15 protein-coding genes are annotated in these 19,075 nt (G+C 45.0%); 8 read left to right on the forward strand and 7 right to left on the reverse strand.

The features are described 5' to 3' along the window. Positions 1-15 precede the first annotated feature (15 nt). The 3 genes from F905_RS07940 (at position 16) to F905_RS07950 (ending at position 2,627) form a co-directional block, all read left to right on the forward strand. Complete coding sequence (locus F905_RS07940; protein ID WP_005179422.1) at positions 16-633, forward strand: rhomboid family intramembrane serine protease; 618 nt, start codon at positions 16-18, stop codon at positions 631-633. Between the two features lie 122 nt (positions 634-755). Then, positions 756-914 carry a putative periplasmic lipoprotein gene (locus F905_RS15425; protein ID WP_005179424.1) on the forward strand — a complete coding sequence of 53 codons (159 nt, stop codon included), beginning with the start codon at positions 756-758 and terminating at the stop codon, positions 912-914. 174 nt (positions 915-1,088) lie between these two features. Continuing rightward, positions 1,089-2,627: a hypothetical protein gene (locus tag F905_RS07950; RefSeq protein WP_005179427.1), complete on the forward strand. Its 1,539-nt coding sequence runs from the start codon at positions 1,089-1,091 to the stop codon at positions 2,625-2,627. A gap of 323 nt (positions 2,628-2,950) precedes the next feature. Here the strand turns inward: F905_RS07950 and F905_RS07955 are convergent, their stop codons facing one another. Next, complete coding sequence (locus tag F905_RS07955) at positions 2,951-4,570, reverse strand: inorganic phosphate transporter (RefSeq protein ID WP_005179429.1); 1,620 nt, start codon at positions 4,568-4,570, stop codon at positions 2,951-2,953. Between the two features lie 481 nt (positions 4,571-5,051). On the opposite strand from F905_RS07955, the gene metH reads away from it, so the two are divergent. After that, complete coding sequence (gene metH, locus F905_RS07960; protein WP_005179430.1) at positions 5,052-8,741, forward strand: methionine synthase; 3,690 nt, start codon at positions 5,052-5,054, stop codon at positions 8,739-8,741. 140 nt (positions 8,742-8,881) lie between these two features. Here metH and F905_RS15165 read toward each other — a convergent pair whose 3' ends face one another. The 3 genes from F905_RS15165 to F905_RS07975 form a co-directional block, all read right to left on the reverse strand. Next, positions 8,882-11,203, reverse strand: a complete 2,322-nt coding sequence (locus tag F905_RS15165; protein WP_005179433.1) for an AAA family ATPase — start codon at positions 11,201-11,203, stop codon at positions 8,882-8,884. A 51-nt stretch (positions 11,204-11,254) separates the two neighbouring features. Next, complete coding sequence (locus tag F905_RS07970; protein WP_005179435.1) at positions 11,255-11,608, reverse strand: endonuclease domain-containing protein; 354 nt, start codon at positions 11,606-11,608, stop codon at positions 11,255-11,257. 167 nt (positions 11,609-11,775) lie between these two features. Next, on the reverse strand, positions 11,776-13,050 hold the full coding sequence (locus tag F905_RS07975) for a glutaminase (protein WP_005179436.1): 1,275 nt from the start codon (positions 13,048-13,050) through the stop codon (positions 11,776-11,778). A 223-nt stretch (positions 13,051-13,273) separates the two neighbouring features. On the opposite strand from F905_RS07975, the gene F905_RS07980 reads away from it, so the two are divergent. After that, the gene (locus F905_RS07980) at positions 13,274-14,419 is read left to right on the forward strand and encodes a GGDEF domain-containing protein (RefSeq protein ID WP_005179438.1); all 1,146 of its coding nucleotides are present in this window, start codon (positions 13,274-13,276) and stop codon (positions 14,417-14,419) included. A gap of 127 nt (positions 14,420-14,546) precedes the next feature. Beyond that, the gene (locus F905_RS07985; RefSeq protein WP_005179439.1) at positions 14,547-15,833 is read left to right on the forward strand and encodes an MFS transporter; all 1,287 of its coding nucleotides are present in this window, start codon (positions 14,547-14,549) and stop codon (positions 15,831-15,833) included. 61 nt (positions 15,834-15,894) lie between these two features. On the opposite strand, the gene F905_RS07990 is transcribed toward F905_RS07985, so the two are convergent. Both F905_RS07990 and F905_RS07995 read right to left on the reverse strand, forming a co-directional pair. Continuing rightward, positions 15,895-16,392, reverse strand: coding sequence for a DUF2505 family protein (locus F905_RS07990; RefSeq protein ID WP_005179441.1), 498 nt, complete (start codon positions 16,390-16,392; stop codon positions 15,895-15,897). Between the two features lie 106 nt (positions 16,393-16,498). Then, positions 16,499-16,795, reverse strand: coding sequence for a hypothetical protein (locus F905_RS07995; protein WP_005179443.1), 297 nt, complete (start codon positions 16,793-16,795; stop codon positions 16,499-16,501). 141 nt (positions 16,796-16,936) lie between these two features. On the opposite strand from F905_RS07995, the gene F905_RS08000 reads away from it, so the two are divergent. Beyond that, entirely contained in the window at positions 16,937-17,857 is a 921-nt protein-coding gene (locus tag F905_RS08000) for an alpha/beta hydrolase family protein (RefSeq protein WP_005179446.1), read from the forward strand. On the opposite strand, the gene F905_RS08005 is transcribed toward F905_RS08000, so the two are convergent. Then, positions 17,858-18,325: a hypothetical protein gene (locus F905_RS08005; RefSeq protein ID WP_005179449.1), complete on the reverse strand. Its 468-nt coding sequence runs from the start codon at positions 18,323-18,325 to the stop codon at positions 17,858-17,860. A 300-nt stretch (positions 18,326-18,625) separates the two neighbouring features. On the opposite strand from F905_RS08005, the gene F905_RS08010 reads away from it, so the two are divergent. Beyond that, positions 18,626-19,072: a GNAT family N-acetyltransferase gene (locus tag F905_RS08010; RefSeq protein ID WP_005179455.1), complete on the forward strand. Its 447-nt coding sequence runs from the start codon at positions 18,626-18,628 to the stop codon at positions 19,070-19,072. Positions 19,073-19,075 lie beyond the last annotated feature (3 nt).

Genomic DNA, 19,075 nt, shown 5'->3' on the forward strand with positions numbered 1-19,075 from the left:
GAAGAACATCTGTTTATGTTAGATTTACCGTTTAATCATACTGTTACGCTGATTGTGATTACAGCGATTATCTCCTTTATTGCTTTTTCCAAAGAAAAAGTCATGAACCGGCTGATTTTCTGGCCACCGGCGTTGGAACGGGGTCAATATGACCGCTTCATTACCCACGGTTTTGTCCATGCCGATGGTACCCACTTGCTGTTTAACATGATTACCCTGTTTTTCTTCGGCAGCATTATTGAAAGCTTTTACCGTCAGTATCTGTATGATCTGGGCTTTGTACTGTTTTATTTAGGCGGTCTGATTGCCGCAATTTTACCGAGTTATCTGAAACACAAAAATGATCATCGCTGGGCCAGCCTGGGTGCTTCCGGTGCGGTGTCTGCAGTACTGTTTGCCTATATCCTGTTTGAACCATGGAAACTGATTTTTGTGTTCTTTATTCCGGTTCCGGCAATTATTTTTGCGGTGCTGTATGTGGCCTATAGCATCTGGTCGGGTAAACGTGGCAATTCCAATATTAACCACAGCGCGCATTTGTGGGGAGCAGCCTATGGGGTGATTATCACCATTATGATTGAGCCGCGTTTAATTCCGCATTTCCTGAATAAACTTAGCCAGCTTCCGTTCTAAATTTGAGCAATTTGAAGCGCCTGCGGTATATTTTGACAACGCATAACTACAAATTAACACAGTATGCCGCAGCGGTTGGCGTCTAAAATAACTCGAATAATAACGAAGATGGAAGATGAGAGATGAAAAAGTTATTTCTGATTGCCGGCTGTTTACTGAGCTTGAGTGCCTGTGCCGTCCATACCCCAGAAGGCCGTTTGGTGATTGATCCTGACTCACGTATTTATGGCCATCCAGGAGATTTCTGCCCACCAGGTCAGGCCAAAAAAGGCCGCTGCTAAGCCCATTTTTCCATTTAGCCTCCAGAATGGAGGCTTTTTACTGCGTCCTCATAAACTGCAATTTCATTGGATAATTCATACAATTTTGGTAGTTAATGCCACCCCATCTCACAATTTGGCATGGATAATGTATACATCTGTATATTAATTTGCTTTCAAGCTGCGAGTTTTTGCATGTCCACATTAGACGGCCTACAATTTCCACATTTCGAAAACCAGAAACCCAGTACTTCACGCACAGGACGTGCGATTATTGCCGAGGCACTGGCCGGTGTTGCACCGCAACTGTCCCAGCAAACCCTGTCTGAAAAAAACTGGCGCAAACAGTATCCCAAATATTTTAAGGCGCTGGTCGAATACGGCATTCAGACCTGCCAGAACCCGATTCAAATTGCTGAACAGGGCCTGAATAAAGCACATGGCAGTTTCGAGTTTTATCGACATGGTCAAAAACATCTGCTGAAAGATGTGATGAGCCTCGATGCCCAGCCTTTACATACAGTTAAAATCCAGGGCCAAAGCACGGCAACGCCGGAGTGGTATGTGCCATATCAGGGACAACAACTGCAAGGTCAGGCACTGCTTGAGCAAATCCAGCGCTGGGAAGATGGCGGGATTATTGAACACAGTCATGCCCAAGCTTTGCGTGCAGCAGTGGCTCATCCGGAATGGTTCGATTTATCAGACCGCACCATGGTGCTGTTTGGCGCTGCTTCTGAAGCTGGCCCTCTGACCTGGCTATCGAAATGGAAAGCCAATATTGTCGCGGTCGATTTACCCAATGCCCGGGTCTGGAACAAAATTCTAGAGACCGTGCAACAAGGTAATGCCACCCTGTATGCACCAGCGACTGAAGCGCTAGATGAAAACAGCGCGACTGAGCTATTAAAAGAGCAGCTCGGCACCAATTTGCTGACCCAAACTCCTGAAATTGCCCAGTGGCTAACCCAGTTTGAACAGCAGCTGGATTTGGCTGCCATTGCCTATTTAGATGGTGAAAAACACGTGCGTGTGGCCATGGCGATGGATGCAATTATGCAGGCCGTCAGCACGCAAAAAGCCGATACCAGCCTGATGTTTATGTGCACCCCAACCGATGTCTATGCAGTGCCTGCCGATGTGATTCAGGCCTCAAAAGACAAGTATCAGCAACGCTCGAAAGCCCAGCAACTGCTGACCCGTGGGGTTTCAACGGTCACGGCGCAACATTTCTTCCAGAAAAACCTGCATGATCTGGTGCATTCAGACAATGGACAGGATTACGGGATTGCCGACTGTCTGGTGGTGGAACAAGGACCGAACTATGCGCTGGCCAAACGTATTCAGCAATGGCGCGCCACCCTCGCCCGTCATCAGGGACAACGCGTCAGCATTAATATTGCACCATCAACCACGACCTATTCGGTGACTAAAAATCCGTTATTAAAAGCGGCATTTAATGGTGCCAGCCTGTTTGATGTAGAAGCTTTTGCGCCAGAAACCACCAATGCGATTATGGCCGCGCTCTGGATTCATGACCTGCGTAATCCACAGTCGGGGGCCAATCCGGAAGTGACTCTGAACCATCCTTTAGAGTTGATGATGGAAGGGGCCAACCATGGCGGTTTATGGCGTGTCGCATATTTGGCCCGTACTGCCCTGCCTTTTGCAGCCTTATATGGTTTTGCTACCGAGAAGCTGCCTAAAGGCTTACTGGCCAAGTTAAAGAAATAAGAGATTTTAATCTCTCTTCGATCGTTCTCTCTCTCTTGTGTAGCGGTGCTACGTATCCAAAACGGAGAGGGAGATTTTTTTAGAGACCTGCTGTCTACCTGAAAGATAAAAGAGTGGATAGGTTCATTAAAGAAAGAGAAGCTTTGATATTGCTTAGGCTATTTCCTTACCCCCAGCCCTCACCCCTTGAGAGAATGCATTGTAGATTTGCTGTCTATCTAAAAAATAAAGGACGTCACGACTTAGCATTTGGATCATCTGTTTCATCTACAGATATAAAAAAACGCTGCCCAGGCAGCGTTTTTTATTGCGGATGAACCGGCTTAGAATACTTTCAGGAATAACCAGAACAGGCCACCCGATAAACAGATGGTTGCAGGCAAGGTGAAAATCCACGCCGATAGAATGGTTTTAACCATCTGGAAATTCAGGCCAGATTTATTCGCCACCATGGTCCCGGCCACCGCACTGTTCAAGACATGCGTGGTCGATACCGGCATACCAAAGCCATCTGCTGCAGCAATGGTCGACATCGCCACCAGCTCGGCTGACATACCCTGACCATAAGTCATGTGCTGTTTACCAATCCGTTCACCCACGGTGACCACAATACGCTTCCAGCCGACCATGGTTCCTAAGCCCAGTGCCAGTGCCACCGCAACTTTAACCCAGGTTGGAATATATTGCAGGAAGGAATCGAGATGGTCACGGTAATCATCGACCACTTTTTCCTGTTCCTTGCTCATGGCAGGTAAAGCTTCCGCTTTATCCAGACGCTTGAATGACGTGGTGCTGAGGTACATATCATTACGCAATGCTGCCACTTCTGCTTCCGGAATATTTTTCAAATCGCCGTATTGACCCACACGCTCACCTAAATGATCAGTCAAACTGGCCAAAGCCGGTACCACTTCCGGGGTGATTTCCTTGGTCTGGATGTACTTGGTGATTACTTCACGGGCCTGAGCATCCGGAATATCGGTATGGTTGGCATAAATTGCAGACGCGGTTTGCGTCGACAATTGCTGGAAAGACTGAATATGCTGGTTGTCCAGTTCCTTATTCAAGGAATAAGCCAATGGCACAATCCCAATCAGGATCAGCATGATTAAGCCCATGCCTTTCTGACCGTCATTAGAACCGTGGGCAAAGCTCACCCCAGTACAGGTAAAGATCAGGATGGCACGGATTAATGGTGGTGGCGGTTTGTTGCCTTCAGGCGGCTGGAACAGTTCCAGCTGACGTTTGAAAATCTTTTTCACCAGCAGGAACAGTACGGCAGCAAAGGCAAAACCAATTAATGGCGAGAACAGTAAAGCCTTACCGACTTTCATCACCTGTTCCATATCCACGCCGGATGCACCAGCGCCCGCATTGAGGATGTAGTTCATAATTCCCACACCCAGAATGGAACCAATTAAGGTATGCGAACTTGAAGCCGGAATACCGAGGAACCAGGTGCCTAAGTTCCAGAGAATGGCCGCAATCAGCATGGCAAAGACCATGGCAAAACCTGCGCCTGAGCCAACATTCATGATCAGCTCGACCGGTAGTAAGGCAATAATACCGTAGGCTACGGCACCACTGGCGACCATCACCCCAAGGAAGTTACAGAAACCGGCCCACATTACCGCAACTGGTGCAGACAAGGCATTGGTATAAATGACCGTAGCCACCGCGTTGGCGGTGTCATGGAAACCGTTAACAAATTCAAAGCCCAGCGCAATAAATAAAGCGGTGGCCAGCAGAATCACCGAATACAGGCTAAGCGCCGGAACATGCGATAAATCTGCCGATAATTGAAAGCCAATATAAATAAGCGTTGAAATAATAAGCGTTAGAAACACCGGCATAAAGAATTTCGGTGTTGGCACATGAACATTGGTCGACTTTTTCGGAGCCGACTGGTGTGCTGAATCTACGGGAGTTTGATTAGAATTCATGCAAGCAGGAAAAGAGGATACAAAATCCCCTTATTGTTCAGTTAAATTGTGACAATTATATGACAAAAGCAGGTCAAATAAAGTAATTTTTCTGCTTTATTTGCCACAATTTCCTGATAATTTTATAGACAAAAAATCAAACTATTTAAAATAAATCAAAAACTTATAAACCACCATCTCATCTTCATCCGGTTTTCTGTCACTGCTGTCATCTTTCATGAGCCTGAAATATTACAAGTACAGCAAAACCCGGCCCATTTTTAGACTCTCTCATACTGCCATAGCTATATGACAATTTTATGAATCCTTACAATGATTTATTTATAACGATGTGTATATTTTCAAAATAAGCCCATGAAAACGTATACTTTTTCAGCAAAGATGCCACAAAGTTCCGTTCCATCCCATCAATTGCGGAAAAAAGCAGTCGAACTCTGCTAAAATATTGCGCATTTCTGATTCATCAAAACAAGGGTTTTTTATGTCCACGCTTGCTACCCTGAAAGAACTTCTTGCCAAAAGAATTTTAATTATCGATGGTGCTATGGGTACCATGATCCAACGCCATAAATTGGAAGAAGCCGATTATCGTGGTGAGCGTTTTGCTGACTGGGCCTATGACCTGAAAGGCAACAATGACCTGCTGGTACTGACCCAGCCGCAGATTATTCAAGGCATTCATGAAGCCTACCTAGATGCCGGCGCCGATATTATTGAAACCAACAGCTTTAACGGCACACGTGTTTCCATGGCGGATTACCACATGGAAACGCTGGTTCCGGAAATTAACCGTGAAGCTGCGCGTCTGGCCAAAGCTGCCTGTGAAAAATATTCAACACCGGAAAAACCACGTTTTGTGGCGGGTGTCTTGGGGCCAACCTCACGCACCTGTTCAATTTCACCAAACGTGAATGATCCGGCATTTCGTAATATCACTTTTGATGAACTCAAAGAAAACTATATTGAAGCTGCGCACGCCCTGATTGAAGGCGGTGCCGATATTCTGCTGATTGAAACCGTTTTCGATACCCTGAACTGTAAAGCGGCAATTTTTGCGGTAAAAGAAGTCTTTAAACAGCTGGGCCGCGAATTACCGCTGATGATTTCCGGCACCATCACCGATGCCTCAGGCCGTACCTTAACCGGCCAGACTGCCGAAGCGTTCTGGAACTCGGTGCGTCATGGTGATTTACTCTCTATTGGCTTTAACTGTGCCTTAGGTGCAGATGCCATGCGTCCACACGTAAAAACCGTATCCGATGTGGCCGATGTCTTTGTTTCTGCACACCCGAATGCCGGCTTGCCAAATGCCTTTGGCGGTTATGATGAAACCCCGGAACAAACTGCTGCCTTCTTAAAAGAATTTGCCGAAAGCGGTCTAATTAATATTACCGGTGGTTGCTGTGGCACCACGCCGGATCATATCCGTGCCATTGCACAAGCCGTTGAAGGTATTGCACCGCGTCAACTGCCAGAAATTGAACCTGCCTGCCGTTTAAGTGGTTTAGAACCATTTAACATCACCAAAGATTCCTTGTTCGTGAACGTCGGTGAGCGGACCAACGTGACCGGTTCGAAAAAATTCCTGCGTCTGATTCGTGAAGAAAACTTTGCCGAAGCGCTGGATGTGGCCCGTCAACAGGTTGAAAGCGGTGCACAGGTCATCGACATCAACATGGATGAAGGCATGCTCGATTCACAGGGCGCGATGGTGCACTTCCTGAATCTGGTGGCCTCTGAGCCGGACATTTCCCGTGTGCCAATCATGATTGACTCATCTAAATGGGAAATTATTGAAGCCGGTCTGAAATGTGTACAAGGTAAAGCTGTCGTCAACTCGATTTCCCTGAAAGAAGGTTATGACGAGTTTGTCGAAAAAGCGCGTCTATGCCGTCAGTATGGTGCTGCCGTGATCGTAATGGCCTTTGATGAAAATGGTCAGGCCGATACTGCCGCACGTAAAAAAGAAATCTGTAAACGTTCTTATGATGTGCTGGTCAATGACGTGGGCTTCCCGGCTGAAGATATTATCTTTGACCCGAACGTGTTTGCGGTTGCAACCGGTATTGAAGAACACAACAACTATGCGGTAGATTTCATTGAAGCGACGGGCTGGATTAAACAGAATCTGCCACATGCCATGATTTCTGGCGGTATTTCTAACGTGTCGTTCTCTTTCCGTGGTAATGAGCCAGTGCGTGAAGCAATTCATGCCGTGTTCCTGTACTATGCGATTAAACAGGGCCTGACCATGGGTATTGTAAACGCTGGTCAGCTAGCCATTTATGATGATATTGACCCGGAACTGAAAGATGCGGTTGAGAACGTGATTCTGAACCAGAATCAGGGTACCAGCGGTCAGGATGCTACGGAAAAACTGCTGGAAGTCGCGGAAAAATATCGCGGTCAGTCGGGCGTTAAAAAAGAAGAAGAAAACCTGGAATGGCGTAACCAGCCGGTGGAAAAACGTCTGGAATATGCGCTGGTCAAAGGAATTACCACCTTTATTAATGAAGACACCGAAGAAGCCCGCTTAAAAGCCAAACGTCCGCTAGATGTGATTGAAGGTCCACTCATGGACGGTATGAACGTGGTCGGCGATCTGTTTGGTGCCGGTAAAATGTTCCTGCCGCAAGTGGTGAAATCGGCCCGTGTGATGAAACAGGCGGTGGCCTGGTTAAACCCGTACATCGAAGCAGAAAAAACTGTGGGCGAGTCCAAAGGTAAAGTGCTGATGGCCACAGTAAAAGGCGATGTCCACGATATTGGTAAAAACATTGTTGGTGTGGTCTTGGGCTGTAACGGCTATGACATTATTGACCTGGGCGTGATGGTACCGGCAGAGAAAATCCTGCAAACTGCGATTGATGAAAAAGTCGATATTATTGGCCTGTCGGGTCTGATCACCCCATCTTTGGATGAAATGGTCTTTGTGGCCAAAGAAATGCAGCGTAAAGGCTTCAATATTCCATTGATGATTGGCGGTGCGACCACCTCGAAAGCGCATACGGCTGTGAAAATTGATCCACAATATTCCAATGATGCGGTGATTTATGTGGCTGATGCTTCACGTGCTGTTGGTGTGGCAACCACCCTGCTGTCACAAGACATGAAACCAGCCTTTGTAGCAGACACTCGTGCTGAATATGCCAAAGTACGTGAGCGGATTGCCAACAAGCAGCCTAAAGCGGCGAAACTGTCTTATGCAGAATCAATTGAAAACGGCCTGAAAATTGACTTTAAAGCCAATACACCGGTAAAACCAAACTTTATTGGTACCCAGACCCTGACCAACTATCCGCTGGAAACACTGGTTGAATATTTTGACTGGACGCCATTCTTTATTTCATGGAGTCTGGCCGGTAAATTCCCAGCCATCCTGACCGATGAAGTGGTGGGTGAAGCAGCGACCGATTTATACAATCAGGCGCAGGCGATGCTGAAAGATATTATCGACAATAAACTCTTTGATGCGCGCGCGGTATTTGGCCTGTATCCGGCCAACCGTTCCGGTGCAGATTCAGTCGAAGTGTATGATGCAACAGGTACGCATGTCACGCATACTTTCCAGCACGTTCGTCAGCAGTCAGACAAAGTCACTGGCAAACCGAACCTGTCACTGGCCGATTTTGTCGCGCCAAAAGGTGAAGCGGAAGACTATTTAGGTGGCTTTACCGTGTCGATCTTTGGTGCAGAAGAAATGGCCAATGAGTACAAAGCCAAAGGCGATGACTACAATGCCATTCTGGTACAGTCTTTAGGTGACCGTTTTGCCGAAGCCTTTGCCGAGCATTTGCATGAACGTATCCGTAAAGAGTTCTGGGGCTATCAGGCCAATGAACAACTGTCAAATGAAGAGCTGATTAAAGAGAAGTATGTCGGGATTCGTCCTGCACCGGGCTACCCTGCTTGCCCAGAGCACTCTGAAAAAGCGCCTTTATTTGACTGGTTAGGCTCAACTGACAAGATTGGTACGCAACTGACCAGCAGCTTTGCGATGTGGCCACCTTCATCAGTCAGTGGTTTCTACTATGCCAACCCTGAAAGCCAGTACTTTAACGTGGGTAAAATCGCAGGCGACCAGCTTGAAGATTATGCGCAGCGTAAAGGTTGGACACTGGATGAAGCGAAACGTTGGTTAGCGCCAAATTTGGATGATTCGATTTCTTAAGAATCTCTCTAGTCCTCTTTATTAAAGGGGGAACTAAAAATCCCCCTAAATCCCCCTTTTTCAAAGGGGGACTTTGTCATGTGATTAAATGAATTACGTGACAGCTCCTCCCTTTTCTAAAGGGAGGTTGGGAGGGATTATCAATTAATTCCTGTTATAAATCTCAACGTATCTTTTGCATAGCCATGTAAGGTCAAAAAATCAATACTTTGGATACAGGTATCAAAACCATCTGCATGGTGATAAGCCTTAGAAAATTCATTAATCGATTCGATTGATTTTAGTTTTTCATATTTATCATATAAGTCGCTATTAACATCTTGTTCTTCTCGAATTTTTTGAATCATATTTCCTAACCATAAATCTTCAGTGAAAGTTTTAGGAAAGATAAATCTCAAATACGCTTCAAGAATTGGGCGCAAAGATCTGGCTATTTCAGCTTTTTGCTCTTCTTTACCTGATTGTACAAAATCCCAAAGCTTATAATATTCTTGATAATAGGAATGCAAAACATACGAATCATAATTCTGACGAACAATAAGTTTACTATTACAGACTTTTTTACTATTTATATCTAATGGGTTTGTATCTTTTAAAATAGTTTCAACTTCATAGCACTTAACCTTTTTAGGTATAGTAGCTACTTTACTGATATCTGAGAGGAAAAAAGGATCATGGCTTAGAACAAAAGTTTGGAAATTTCTTTCTACTAAAGACTGAATTTCTTGGATGGTAGCTTTACGTCTATGTTCATCTAAAGAGCTCATTGGATCATCAAAAAATATAATCGATGGCTCAAAATCATCATTTTTAAATTTGGAAAGAAAAAATGCTAAAGCTAAAGCTGATTTATCTCCCGAACTTAATACACGATCAAATATGATTTGGTTATGATTTATTATGGATAATTCTTGATCTAAAAAAGTAATACCATAAGAGATTCTACTAGCTCCTTTGTTTCCTTTATTGTCTTTCTCAAATTTACTCACCCTAATCATTGAATTAAACTTGATTAGTAGTTCATTTATTCCATCCTTATGTTTTTCAATCAATAATTTTTGTTCTTCTAATATATCATCACGCAGTTCATTCATTAATCTTGTCTTGGCTTCTTTATCAATTTTATATTTTTCAAAGTTTGTAATATCTAAAATTACCTCATTTGAAAATCTTAGTTGTATTTGCTTCAATCCTAAAATTTGCTGATTGATTGTTTGACTTTGGTCTTTGGCTAAAGTAGCTAAGTATTCATCAATTCTATTATTAAATATGGATACATCTTCGTTATATTTTTTAAAATCAGCTTTTTTATAAATAGTTTTTAAAAGCTCATCAAATTTATCAAAGTTAACCTCAGACAAGATATCTTTTTCTTTTTTCTTTACTAACTCTCTAACTTCATGGGAAAAAAGCTTGTATGAATTATCCAATTCTTTTATATCAATGCTTAATTCTAATGGTTCGATCCTATCAGACCATATTTGAATCAAATCCTTATTGGATTTAACAATTTCAACAAGTTCATCAATTCGTATACCTATTTCATAAGCCTTTGATTCAAAATTTGGATGCTGCTTTAGCATAAAATCGTCACAAGCTTGTTTATAAGACTCCGTTATAAATTCACTATAAAAACTAAAAATAGATGAATTATCCAAACTTTGAGCACAAAAAGGGCAAAAATTGGTTTCTGTTACTAACTCTAAGCCATCTTTTATCCAATTTTCATCCTGTTTTGCAAAATGTTTCTCCATATGTTGTGTGACTTTATCCTGAGCCTCTTTAGAAATCTTTTCCAAATTAGTCTCAAAAATACTTTTATCGAAAGTAGGAGTTACTAAGCTTAAACCTATTAGTTTTTTTCTTTGTCTATACAAATTAACCGACTTTTGATCATGTAATATTTCAGTTAATTTTTCTATTTGAGTGCTGATATTCTCTTGAAATTTTATTTTTTTGATTTGTTCTATTGTTTTGTCAGGAAATTGTGCTTTTAGCTTAGCTTCTAATGGTTTCATCTGAGTAGTTAGGTAAGCTATCTCACTTTTATAAGTATCAACCTGTTTTTGTTTATCAACTGAAATCTTGCCTAAGCAGAAATCGTAATAATTAACTAGCTGTGAACTTTCTACACCATTAGAAGAATATAAATTTTCATCAATGAAATTTTGATTAAAAATATGAAATTCAGGAGCTTGATCTATTGATGTTAACGTAATATTTTTACCTTTAATCATAAAATTAAAGATTGGTTCTGCTTCACTTTCTAACGGTGCTAATTGCTTAATCTTAGCAATATCTCTTTTATTAATTAAATCTAAAACTTTCGTTAGTGTAGACTTTCCAGCACCATTTCGACCGTAGATTAGATTTAACTTTCCAAAATCACTATCTGAACCACCTGATATCCCCGTATGTTGCCATTGCTTTACATTTTCTAATTTAATTATTTTAGTAAACACTCGTACACCCCAATCAAAATGTTTATATATTAACCAATATTACTATTATAATCATGAATTACAAATGCTTATTATAGCGTTCACCACATCATCAATCCGCGCCATCACTTGACTATTATCAAATCTCAATACTTTCAACCCAAGCTGTGCCAACGCTTCATCACGAATCCGATCTGCTTCCAATCCTTCATCCGTAAAGTGCTGACTACCATCACACTCAATCACTAAATTGACAGCAGGACAGTAAAAATCCACGATGTAGTTCAATATTGGCTTTTGCCGATAGAACGATAAACCTAAAATTTGCTTATTACGAAGCCGTGACCAAAGTAATTTTTCAGCCTCAGTCATGTTATTGCGTAAGTCACGCGAGGCCTGCTTTAAGTTTTTATTGTAGGGTTTCATTTTTTATTCTCTTTTTTAAATCTCCCCTAGCCCCTCTTTGAGAAAGAGGGGGCGAATCCAAAACCACCATCAAATTCGCGTAAAGTTCCCCCTCTGCCTCTCAGGAGAGGGTCAGGGAGAGGTATTTAAAACAAAGCGCCAGAAAAGTTAAAGGAGAGGCCCTTTCCTCATTCATACTGTTGCAAATAACGCTCTAGCTCTTCCTGAACCAGCACCGCTGCATGCTTCTGAATTTGCGTTTGACTTAACAGTCCTTCCGAATCAACCACCACCACACGATGTCCATCTTGCTGCAAACGCTCTACCCCTTCAAACAGCATCCGTGCACCCACATCATGAATTAAGGTGAGGTTGGTCAGATCGAGTACAATCGTCGTATCGCCCGGCGGCTCTTCCTGTAAGTTACGCAGCAACATTTCTGATTCGGTAAACTGCAACACCCCACGCAGTTCATAGACGCGAACATCATTATTTTTTCCAGCCCAATAACAGCTTTGAATAATGGTTTGTGCGGAAGGCGTCCCTTCCATCAGATGCAGGCCCATATCGGCAGATAAACGCTCAAAAATATCAATCCCGCGGACACTGTTGCCATGTTCATCTACGCGCGGTGAAAATACTGCAATACCGACCTGCCCCGGCAGCACACCAATAATCCCACCTGAAACGCCACTTTTGGCCGGAATCCCCACCGTGGTGAGCCAGTCTCCGGCGGCATCATACATACCACAGCTCAGCATCACGCTTAACACCTGCCGCACCACTGCCCGATCCAGCAAACATTCGCCCGTTTTCGGATGCAGGCCACCATTGGCCAAGACACTGGCGATATGCGCCAGATCCTTAACCGTGACCTTAATTGCACACTGCTGGATATACCCATTCACAACCTCGACCGGGTCGGTATCCAGCGCACCGACAGTACGCAACATATAGCCAATCGACAGATTCCGGAATGCAGTCTTCATTTCGGAAGTATAGACCTGCTCATCAAAACTTAATTCCCGCCCGGCCAGTTCACTTAAAAAACGGCGCAGCTGCTCGGCCCGTGAACTGCCATCCGTAGTTTGAATTAATGAATGGGTGGTAATCGCCCCCGAGTTGATCATCGGGTTTTTCGGAATATTCAGTTCTTTGTCTAAGGAAATCTGGTTGAAGGCCTCACCCGAAGGTTCAACACCCACTTTCTGCAAAACTTCCTCAATGCCCAACTGCTCCAGCACCAGCGCATAGGCAAAGGGCTTGGACATGGACTGGATGGTAAATTCATGACCATCATCACCGCTGGAATAGATCATGCCATCTGCGGTGGACAGGGCCAGCGCCAGCTTGTTAGGGTCGGCCTGTGCCAGTTCCGGAATATAATCGGCCAGCTGCCCGCCCGCATTGCGCTGACATCGTGACAAAACATGCTTTAAATAATCTGGAACAGGCGTTTGCATAAGATGGGTCCTTCTTTGGGCATTATCATTGTTGTAGATGGCAACTTTATTTTATACCGCAAGCCGGCGCGTTTTGGCCCGGCAGTTACAGCATCGCTACACGCATCGCTTTTCTAAATCTTCTTGATTCAATTATGTGTTCAAGATTGTGCACTTTTTTAGATCACTGTCTGGGAGAAGCTGCTATGATGGCGCGATTTTTTGACTTACCTGCAATTTGTTCATGTTAGCCGAAAATTTCTCCCTCTACAGCACGCTAATCCAGCTGTTTATGATGGTCTTTGGCAGCGTCATTCTGCTGCTGCGGCTGTTCCAACCGATTCCCACCTATTTTCTGTGGTATGCCGCATCGACCCTATGTACGGGTCTGGCCGTACTGATCATTACTGTGATCTCCGCCCAACTGTTGCCGACCTTTAGCTTTATTCCGTCCACGCTGCTGTTTATCAGCTGTGCGATGTTCACCCATGCCATTCATTTACGGCTGAATGTCACCACGCGCTGGGCATTTCTGCTGGTGCTAATTGCCATTGCCGAGTCAATTTATGTGTATTTTTCGGTGTTTGATGAGCAATATGCACAGCGGATGCTGGTGCTGACCATCACCATTACCCTAATTTTTTCGCATAATTTAAAGGCTTTATATCAGGTCAAGCTCAAGCAGAAACTGGATCGCCTGTTACGCCTGTCACTGTTGCTGTTAAGTGCGGTGATTGCGCTGCGCACCCTGTATCTGTTTGTGGTATTACAGCCAACCAACCAGATTTTAAGCAATAATCTGGTCGCTGCCGGCACCCAGCTGATTATTCTCTGCCTGAGCCTGCTGATGGCTGGCCTGCTGTTTCATAGTGCCTATCAGGATATTTTCCAGCAGCTGCAAGAAGAACGGAATCTTGATCCATTAACCGGCTTGCTGAATCGCCGGGCGCTGGAGGAACGTCTGAAACGCTTAAAACAGCACAGCCGTTCCAAGCAGAATGCGATTATTCTGTGTGATCTGGACTTTTTTAAGCAGATTAATGATCAGTATGGCCATAAGGTTGGCGATGTCGCGCTACAGCATGTCACCGAAATTATCAGCAAAGCGGTGCGTAAATACGATGAGAACTGCCGGATGGGCGGTGAAGAATTTCTGATTTTACTGCAAGATACCCCACCGGATATCGCAATTCAGGTGGCAGAACGGATTCGCAGCAGTATTGAAACCACGCCACTCATTCAGAGTGGTCAGGTCATTTCAATGACCGGCAGTTTCGGCATCAGCTTTTTCCAGCACTTTGATGAGTTTTCTCAGGCCGCGCAGCAGGCCGATTTATTGCTATATCAGGCCAAAAATCTGGGCCGTAACCAGCTGCACTGGCAACAATAACAATCATCCACACGTCCAGACTTTTATAACTATTAGTTTATTTTTCCCAAATAAAGTTTGATTATTCATAGCTATAGCTCTTCTTTAAAATTACGGTTCCTGTTTTTAGTCCAGTCAGAAGATACGCATGGATGCTACTCCCCGTTTAAGCCGCGAAGACAAACGCACACTAGGCCTGTCCTCACTCGGCGGTGCACTCGAATTTTATGACTTTGTAATTTATGTCTTTTACGCCAAAATTATTTCCGATCTGTTTTTCCCAAGCACCTTAAGTCCATTTTGGGCCATGCTGAATACCTACGGCATTTTTGCAGCCGGTTATTTCTTCCGTCCGCTCGGCGGTGTGGTGATGGCGCATTTTGGCGATTTAATTGGCCGTAAACGCCTGTTTAGCCTGTCGATTTTATTGATGGCCTTACCAACGCTGTTTATTGGCATCATGCCGACCTTTGAAAGCATTGGTTATGCCGCGCCATTATTGTTACTGCTAATGCGCGTGGTACAAGGCATTGCCATTGGTGGTGAAATTCCTGCGGCCTGGACCTTTGTTTCCGAGCATGTGCCAGAAAAAAGAATTGGTTTTGCCAATGGTCTGCTGACCGCCGGCTTATCCTTGGGGATTTTACTCGGTGCGTTAATGTCGCTGTTTATTTCACTGCAATTTACTGCAGCCGAAATTCAGGACTGGGCATGGCGTATTCCGTTTATTGTTGGTGGGATTTTTGGTCTGGTAGCGCTGTATTTACGCAGTTATTTACATGAAACCCCGGTATTTAAGGCCATGCAGGCACGCAAGGAACTGGCCAAGGAATTACCGGTGAAACAGGTGCTGGCGCAGCATCGTAGCGGTGTGGTGATGGGCATGTTCTTTACCTGGTTCCTGACCGCCTGTGTGGTGGTGCTGATTTTGGCCATGCCAAACCTGCTGGTCGGTGCATTTGGTTTTGACCGCGCCGATGCCTTTAAAATGCAGAGTGCTGCCATTGTCATGCAGATGATTGGCTGTATTGTGGCCGGGCTGCTGGCCGACCGTTTTGGCGCTGGCCGCGTTATTTTATTCGGTTCCCTGCTGGTCGCTGCCATTGCCTCGCTGTTCTATAACAGCCTGGGTCATGTTGAAGCATCAACAATCTTTATGCTGTATATGCTCTTGGGTCTGGCGTCTGGAACAGTCGGGATGGTGTCATATAGCATGGTGAAAATGTTCCCGGCACAAATCCGTTTTTCCGGTATTTCATTTTCTTATAACGTGGCCTATGCCATTGCCGGTGGCATCACCTTACCGCTGGTGCAGTGGCTAAGCCTGTATAGCAATATTGGCGCGCTGTATTATATCTGGGTGGTGTGTCTGGTGGCGTTTATAACCGCCTGGTTTTATCAGCAGCGCTTTGAGCGTGCCCGATCTTCGGTTTAATCCACCTCAAAACAAAAGAGCCCGGATTCATCCGGGCTCTTTATCCAGAGATGTTCAGATTTTAGCTTTTTAAATTCTTCTTGAGTTCATCTTCCACAATATTAATTTCCACTTCGCTAAAGCGGCGAATTTCACCTTCTGCATGTTTTTCCAGCATCCCGCCAATTAACGGCACTTTTACTTTTACCGTCCAGTTCAACTGGATCTGAATCTGCTGATCATTGCCCGTCACCGAACGTGCGCAGCGGGCCTCTAAGGGCAAGTTCGCACCTAAATCAATGGTCGAGGTCAATGCACTCAGATTGGTGACATCGGTGCGCTTTAAACGAAAAGCATCTTTCAGCAGTTTTTTGGCGATGTCTGGAATATTCACATCCAGGTTATAGGCACGGCGCAAGGTGTAAATATCACCGTTGATCTGCGATTCCAGAATCTCCAGATTTTCTCCCGGAATGCGTTTGCATACATTTTCATGTAATGCGGTATTTGCAGCCAGCTGTTTGAATTCGCTCAATGAAACACCCTGAATGGTGGCATTGACAGTAAATTGATGCGCCATAGTTGATCCCTGATTTTGTCTTTTTCTTCGGTCTTGTTCTTGGTAGGGAACCTGCTGTTGCAGCCGGTTCATCGCCTGTTTATTTAAAAGAATTCTGCACGCGCTGTCATTGGCTGAATGTGGTCGGATTGTTCTGGTGTCTGCCATATTCAATCCGCAGCATCTCACTGGCATCAATCCTGACAAAACAGTCCAGATAATCAATCCGGGCATAAAACTGTTCAGCGCCATCATCCAGTCCGGCCACCGACCAGCGAATGCCGGCCGGAAACTGCTCAAGCCAGCCCGACTGATAAAAATCGGCAACTGAATCAAAATGCAGGCCCTCGGCAGCGGCCTGTTGCAGACGCTGTGCCACCTGTTCAAACCTGGCCTGTTGCTGCTGGCGAAAATCAATCAGCATGGCTTATCTCATCCTGCTTTTATTGCTGTTTATTTCTATCGCTGTTTATTTTAAACCTTCTGGCCGATGAACGCGCCAGTTTTGACACTGCCCCTCTGCAACATTCAAACTAGAGCCAGTCTAAAAATATACGAGTTCAGGATGAACACCACTGCTTCTGCAATTCACACATCGCCGCTTGAAATCAGCAGCGTTACTTTCCCGGCCAGCGATGGTTATCTGCTGACCGGCACTTGTTATACCCCGCCACAAGTTAAGGCGCAGCTGCTGGTGGCCTGTGCAACCGGTGTGCCGCAAGCCTTTTATCGCCGCTTTGCCGAGTACATGAGCCAATATCAATATCAGGTGCTGTGTTTTGATTATCGCGGTGTGGCCAAATCGGCACCTAAACGGCTGAAAGGCTTTCAGATGTCCTATCTGGATTGGGGCAAACTGGATTTGGCTGGTGCGATTGCCTATTTTAAACGTGACCAGATGCCGCTATTTATGGTCGGTCATTCCTATGGCGGACAAGCGCTGGGATTGGCACCGAATCATGCGCAGGTCACGGCACTGTACTGTTTTGGTACCGGCGCCGGCTGGCATGGCTATATGCCACTAAAAGAAAAAATTAAAGTGCAATTTGTCTGGAACCTGATTTTCCCGCCAATGGTGGCCCTGGCCGGTTATTTGCCGTGGAGCAAGCTGAACATGGGCGCAGACCTGCCGCTGGGCGTATATCAGGAATGGCGTAAATGGTGTAAAAATCCGACTTACTTTTTTGGTGACCCGGCACAACAGGCGCTGTTTGAATGTTATGCACAGGTCAAAACCCCAATTTATGCCGCTTCTTCACTGGATGATGACTGGGCCTTACCCAATTCCCGGTATGCCTTTATGCAGCATTATTGCAATGCCTCAGTGAAAATGATCAACCTGAGTCCGCAGCAGTTTGGCTTAAGCCAGATTGGACATATGGGCTATTTCCGCCAAGGCGCAGAACAAATCTGGGATCAGGTGGCGGCCACGTTTGACCTATATCTGCCATCCGATGCAAACACCGAAGCGAGCATTTCACCGTAATCAGGACGGTAAAGTCAGGCGCTGCTGGGTTTCACGGCCCTCCCGATCCACATGGGTGATAAAAATACCGTACTGGCTCACATAGTATTCCAGCGACTGCTCATAGAAGGTCCAGTAAATGGTCCATTCGCCCAGATCGGTATCTGCAATCCGGGTCTGGGTCTTGGCCGGCATTTTACGCAACACCTGTTCCTGCAGCATTGGGCCATCATCTTTATGCTGTACAGCTGGTGCGTCCTGCATAAAGATGCCCGCTACATCATCAAACAGCTGCTGTTCATAGGCAGCGACTTCCTCAATCACCTCTTCGACCGGTCGCGGGCATTTCTGGCTAATCGGGCCTTGTACCATATTGCAATAGGCGGCCTGATGTTTCTGAAAGGTACGATTAATTCTGATTTTGATCATGACTTTCCACAGCGCATAAAAGGCCAGAAAAATCAGGAGGATTGCCAGTATTTTTGCCATAAGCCCGCTTACCTCAATGGTTCGGTTCTCATTTCCCAGCGTTTGGTCTCGTTTCTCTTATCTCAGCGCTGGATCATGCATGAAAATAAGGGTGACTCCATGTGCTCATCAAGATGACCCAATCGCATCTGCGCTGCCAAACTGCTGTCTTTTTATTCATTTTGACACAAAACAGTATCAATCCCCCAATAAAAAATTCTCACATCACCTAAAAAACTGCGTAAATCACAACAAGATTGTCATTTTGTTGAGGGTTTATTTACATTCAAATAGGTGCTTGTTTATGCCTTTACCAACACAATGATTAGATCCGCTCGAATTCAAGATGTCCCGAGCCTTATTCGCGTTTTGCACGACAGTATCCGATCCTGTAGCCTCGATCATCAACATCGTGAAATCAAGATTCAACGCCTGCTCGAAAATAAAAATCAGGAAAATCTGCTGTTACTGATGCACTATAACAACTGCTGGGTGTATGAGCTGCAGCATCAGGTGGTCGGTTTTATTCTGGCCAGCGATCAGGGTGAAGTTTTAATGAATTATGTCGCGCCCGATGTCCAGCAGCGTGGCATTGGCAAACTGCTGCTCAATGAAGTGTTGCATTATTATCAGCAACGCCAGATGAAACGGATTGTGCTGGCCAGCACCCGTACTGCGCTGCCCTTTTATCAAAAATATGGCTTTCAGATTCAGCCGCAGGCAATTGAGCCTGTTTTACATATTCCTTTGGTCAGATATCTGGACTAAAGA

It is taken from the genome of Acinetobacter sp. CIP 53.82 (genome assembly GCF_000369465.1).
Taxonomy (GTDB): domain Bacteria; phylum Pseudomonadota; class Gammaproteobacteria; order Pseudomonadales; family Moraxellaceae; genus Acinetobacter; species Acinetobacter indicus.